Genomic DNA, 5,182 nt, shown 5'->3' with positions numbered 1-5,182 from the left:
GCTGCCGCGCCTCAGGCCGACCGCCCGGCCGCGCGCCGCGTGCCGCATACCGGTATGCGCCGCGCCATCGCTCGCCGCCTCACGGAAAGCAAGCAGAACGTACCGCACTTCTACCTGACGGTGGATTGCAGGATGGACGCGCTGCTGGCATTGCGCACACAAGCCAACCAGGGCGGCACGGTAAAGCTGTCGGTCAATGATTTCATCGTGCGCGCGGCGGCGCTGGCCCTGCGCGAGGTGCCGGAGGTAAACGCCAGCTGGCACGAGGACGCGGTCGAGTACCACGCCGGCGCCGACATCTCGGTCGCGGTCGCGACCGATGGCGGCCTGGTCACGCCCATCGTGCGCGACGCGGACCTGAAGTCCTTGTCCGCGATCGCCGGCGAAATCGTCGAGCTGGCCGGACGCGCCAAGATCAACCGCCTGAAACCCGAGGAATTCACCGGAGGCTCGCTGACCGTGAGCAACCTGGGCATGTACGGCATCAGCCAGTTCGCCGCCATCATCAATCCGCCGCAGGCCGCCATCCTGGCAGTGGGCGCGGCAGAGAAGCGCCCGGTGGTGGACAGCGACGGCCAACTGGCCGCCGCCACCGTCATGACGGTGACCTTGTCCGCGGACCACCGCGTGGTGGACGGCGCGGTGGGTGCGCGCTGGCTGGCCGCCTTCCGCACGCTGATCGAAAATCCCGTGCGCATCCTGCTGTGAGCCCCGCCATGACCAAGACTACGTTTGATCTCGTCGTGGTGGGCGGCGGACCCGGTGGCTACGTCGCCGCCATCCGTGCGGCCCAGCTGGGCATGTCGGTCGCGCTGGTGGAACGCGCTGAACTGGGCGGCATCTGCCTGAACTGGGGCTGCATCCCCACCAAGGCGCTGCTGCACAGCGCCACCGTGCTGCGCGCCTGCCGCGAGGCCGCGCATTACGGCGTGGCGGGCGCGGGCGACGTGCGTCCTGACCTGACCGCCATGGTGGCGCGTTCACGCAAAGTGGCGGGCCGCCTGGGCCAGGGCGTGGCGCACCTGATGAAGAAGAACGGCGTGACCGTGTTCGCCGCCAGCGCCAAGCTGGCTGGCGCCGGCCGCCTGGCGCTGGACAATGGCAACACGCTGTCGGCCAAGCACATCGTCCTGGCCACGGGCGCGCGCGCTCGCGAACTGCCGGCGTTGCCCCTGGGTGAACGCATCTGGGCCTATCGCCAGGCGCTGGTCCCCACCGAGATCCCGAAATCGCTGCTGGTGGTGGGTGCAGGCGCCATCGGCGCCGAGTTCGCCAGTTTCTATCGCGCCGTGGGCGCGGAAGTCACGCTGATCGATATGACCGCGGAGATCCTGCCCCAGGAAGACGCAGAGATCTCGGCGCTGGCCCGCAAGGCCTTCGAGAAACAAGGCATCCGCGTACTGACGCAGTGCGCGGTGGCTTCGTCCTCGTTGACCGCGACCGGCGTGAAAGTGTCCCTGGACCAGCAAGGCAAGCGCAGCGAACTGGAAGTGGAGCGCGTCATCGTCGCCGCCGGCATCGTCGGCAACGTCGAGAACCTGGGCCTGGAGCAGACTCGCGTCAAAGTGGAGAAGACCCATATCGTGACCGACGGCCTGTGCCGCACGGGCGAGCCCGGCATCTACGCCATTGGCGACGTGGCGGGCGCGCCGTGGCTGGCGCACAAGGCCAGCCACGAAGCCGTGCTGTGCGTGGAAGCCATCGCCGGCAAGCCCGTGCATCCCATCGATCCGCTGCGCATTCCGGCCTGCACCTATTCGTATCCGCAGGTCGCCAGCATCGGCATGAGCGAAGCCCGCGCCCGCGAACACGCCGCCAAAACCGGCGGCGACATCCGCGTGGGCAAGTTCACCTTCGCCGGCAACGGCAAGGCGATCGCCATGGGCGAAGACCAGGGGCTGGTGAAGACAGTGTTCGACGCGAAAAGCGGCGAACTGCTGGGCGCGCACATCATCCACCCCGAGGCGTCCGAGCTGATCACCGGCTATGGCGTGGCGGCATCTCTGGAAGCCACCGAGGAAGACCTGATGCACACGGTTTTCGCGCACCCGACCCTGTCGGAAACGCTGCACGAATCGGTGCTGTCGGCCTTCGGCCGCGCCTTGCACGCCTAGGACCTGCCTGCCCTGGGGCCTGCTTGCGCAGGTTCCAGGCGCAAACCGCAACGCGGCGCAGACTCAGATCCGCGCCGCCAGGAAGTCCAGGAAACAGGCTATGCGCCGCGACAGCTGCGTGTTGCGGTGATACACCGCGTGCATGGGCTGCAGGTAGTCCGTGTGCGCGGCTTCCATCAGTTTCACCAGGCGGCCGGCCTTGACGTCCTCGCGCACCACGAAGTCGGAAAGGCAGGCGATACCCACGCCGCGCACGGCCAGCTGACGCTGGGTCTCGCCGCTGGAAGTCGCCAGCGTCGGCACCGCCAGATAGCTGGACCCGCCCGCGTGGCGCAAGGGCCAGACGTTCAGGCTCTCAGGCTGGGTGAAGCCCAGCACCTCATGCGCGGCCAGATCCTCCACGGTCTCCGGCGCGCCGCGCCGGGCCACATAGTCCGGACTGGCCATCACCCAACGCGGCGACGGCCGCAACGGCCGCGCGTGCAAGGTGGAATCCGTCAGCGGCCCCATGCGCAGGGCCACGTCGGTGCGATGTTCCATGAGATCGACGATACGGTCGTTGCTGGTGAGTTCAAGCGTGATCGCCGGATACTCGCGCCGGAACTCCGCCACCAGCGGCACCACGCAATGCAGCATGACCGGCACCGACGCATCCACCCGCAAGCGGCCCGCTGGCCGCTGATGCACCATGCGCATGCAGTCCTCGGCTTCGTCCAGCGACGCGACGATGTGCCTGGCCTTGGGGAGAAAATGCTTGCCCTCTTCGGTCAGATCCATGCGCCGGGTGGTCCGGTTGAGCAGGGTGACGCCGAGCTCTTCTTCAAGGCGCGACAGGCCCCGGCTGACGCCCGACGCGGTGTGGCCCAGCAGTTCCGCGGCGGCGCTGAGGGATCCGGCATCCACCACGCCCAGGAAGAGCCGCAGCGCGTCAGAATTCAGGGACATGGGCTGGCTCCTTGGTTTGTGGGTCGATTGTATAGAGAGCAACAGCCCTGGAAGAAGAGCAAAAAAAAGCGGCGCATGAAAGCGCCGCCCTTCTCATGCATCAGCAAGCAAGAATCAGCGCTTGCCCTTCTGCTTCAGCTGCGACAGATCCCGCACCGCGCCACGATCCGCCGACGTCGCCAAGGCCGCATAAGCCTGCAACGCCTGCGACACGACACGCTCGCGTCCCACCGGCTCCCAGCCGTCGGCCCGCGCATCCATCGCCGCGCGGCGGCGCGCCAGTTCCTCGTCGGAAACGGCCAGATGCATCTTGCGGTTCGGGATGTCGATCTCGATCACGTCGCCCTCTTCCACCAGGCCGATCGTGCCGCCTTCGGCCGCTTCCGGCGAAGCGTGGCCGATCACCAAGCCCGAGGAACCGCCCGAGAAGCGACCGTCCGTGAACAGTGCGCAGGTCTTGCCCAGGCCCTTGGACTTCAGGTACGACGTGGGGTACAGCATTTCCTGCATGCCCGGACCGCCCTTCGGGCCTTCGTAGCGGATCACCACCACGTCGCCCGCGACGATCTTGTCGCCCAGAATGCCTTCCACGGCGTCGTCCTGGCTTTCGAAGACGCGCGCGCGGCCGGTGAAGACCCATTGCGACTCGTCCACGCCGGCCGTCTTCACGATGCAACCCTTCTCAGCCAGGTTGCCGTACAGCACGGCCAGGCCGCCGTCCTTGGAATAAGCGTCTTCCTTGCTGCGGATGCAGCCGGTCTTGCGGTCGGTGTCCAGCGTCAGGAAGGTAGCGTCCTGGCTGAAGGCCACCGTGGTCGGGATGCCGCCCGGGGCCGCGCGGTAGAACTTCTGCGCTTCCTCGCCGGCGCCGCCGGCCACGTCCCATTGCTTGATCGCATTGCCCAGCGTGCCGCTGTGCACGTTGCCGCAAGACAGGTCCAACAGGTCCGCGCGCGCCAGTTCACCCAGGATGCCCAGGATGCCGCCGGCGCGGTGCACGTCTTCGATGTGGTACTTGTCGGTGGCGGGCGCCGCCTTGCACAGGCACGGCACCTTGCGCGAAATGCGGTCGATGTCGGCCATGGTGAAGTCCACGCCGGCTTCCTGCGCCGCGGCCAGCAGGTGCAGCACCGTGTTGGTCGAACCACCCATGGCCACGTCCAGCGCCATCGCGTTCTGGAACGCGCTCTTGGTGGCGATGCTGCGCGGCAGGACCGACTCGTCGTCTTCCTGGTAATAGCGGCGGCACAGGTCCACCACCAGGCGGCCGGCCTGCTCGAACAGGCCCTTGCGCCAGGCGTGCGTGGCGACGATGGTGCCGTTGCCCGGCAAGGCCAGGCCGATGGCTTCGGTCAGACAGTTCATCGAGTTGGCGGTGAACATGCCGGAACAGGAGCCGCAAGTCGGGCAGGCGCTGCGTTCGACTTCGGCCACTTCGGCATCCGACACCTTGGGGTCGGCGGCCTTGATCATGGCGTCGATCAGGTCGATCTTGGCGATGACCTTGCCGTCGGTAGGCGACTTGACCTTGCCCGCTTCCATCGGACCGCCCGACACGAACACGACCGGGATGTTCAGGCGCATGGCGGCCATCAGCATCCCCGGGGTGATCTTGTCGCAGTTCGAGATGCAGACCATGGCGTCGGCGCAATGCGCGTTGACCATGTATTCGACCGAGTCGGCAATCAGTTCGCGCGAGGGCAGCGAGTACAGCATGCCGCCGTGGCCCATGGCGATGCCGTCGTCCACGGCGATGGTGTTGAATTCCTTGGCGACGCCGCCGGCGGCCTCGATTTCCTTGGCGACCAGCGCGCCCAGGTCGCGCAGGTGCACGTGGCCCGGCACGAACTGCGTGAACGAGTTCACTACCGCGATGATCGGCTTGCCGAAGTCGTCGTCCTTCATGCCGGTGGCGCGCCACAGGGCGCGGGCGCCGGCCATGTTGCGGCCGTGGGTCGAGGTGCGGGAGCGGTAGTGCGGCATGGTTTGTCTCTGGCTGTAGCTGTTAGCGTAGGCGGCAAAACGTTAAATAATACGCTGGTTCCTGCCCCATCCGTCCGCCGGCCGCTCCCAGGACGCCGCGGCGGCCATCAGGCGGACGCCACGCCGCGGGCCGCGAATGC

The 5,182-nt window shown here is 67.4% G+C and carries 4 protein-coding genes; 2 read left to right on the top strand and 2 right to left on the bottom strand.

Translation table 11 applies throughout. The features are described from left to right. Both VIR09_RS21160 and lpdA read left to right on the top strand, forming a co-directional pair. On the top strand, window positions 1-708 hold a 708-nt coding region (locus VIR09_RS21160; protein ID WP_332014633.1), incomplete at its 5' end, for a 2-oxo acid dehydrogenase subunit E2. 8 nt (window positions 709-716) lie between these two features. After that, entirely contained in the window at window positions 717-2,114 is a 1,398-nt protein-coding gene (gene lpdA / locus VIR09_RS21155) for a dihydrolipoyl dehydrogenase (protein ID WP_332014632.1), read from the top strand. Window positions 2,115-2,177: 63 nt separating this feature from the next. Here lpdA and VIR09_RS21150 read toward each other — a convergent pair whose 3' ends face one another. Together VIR09_RS21150 and ilvD are read right to left on the bottom strand one after the other, a co-directional pair. After that, a complete protein-coding gene (locus VIR09_RS21150; protein ID WP_332014631.1) occupies window positions 2,178-3,059 on the bottom strand; it encodes a LysR family transcriptional regulator in 882 nt (293 codons plus the stop codon). A gap of 114 nt (window positions 3,060-3,173) precedes the next feature. Continuing rightward, window positions 3,174-5,042: a dihydroxy-acid dehydratase gene (gene ilvD, locus VIR09_RS21145; protein WP_332014630.1), complete on the bottom strand. Its 1,869-nt coding sequence runs from the start codon at window positions 5,040-5,042 to the stop codon at window positions 3,174-3,176. Window positions 5,043-5,182: the final 140 nt, after the last annotated feature.

This window comes from Achromobacter sp. (assembly GCF_036567245.1).
In the GTDB taxonomy this organism is placed as follows: Bacteria; Pseudomonadota; Gammaproteobacteria; order Burkholderiales; family Burkholderiaceae_B; genus Achromobacter.
Note: the sequence above shows the minus strand (reverse complement) of the source record. Positions and strands in the feature narration are given on the sequence as shown.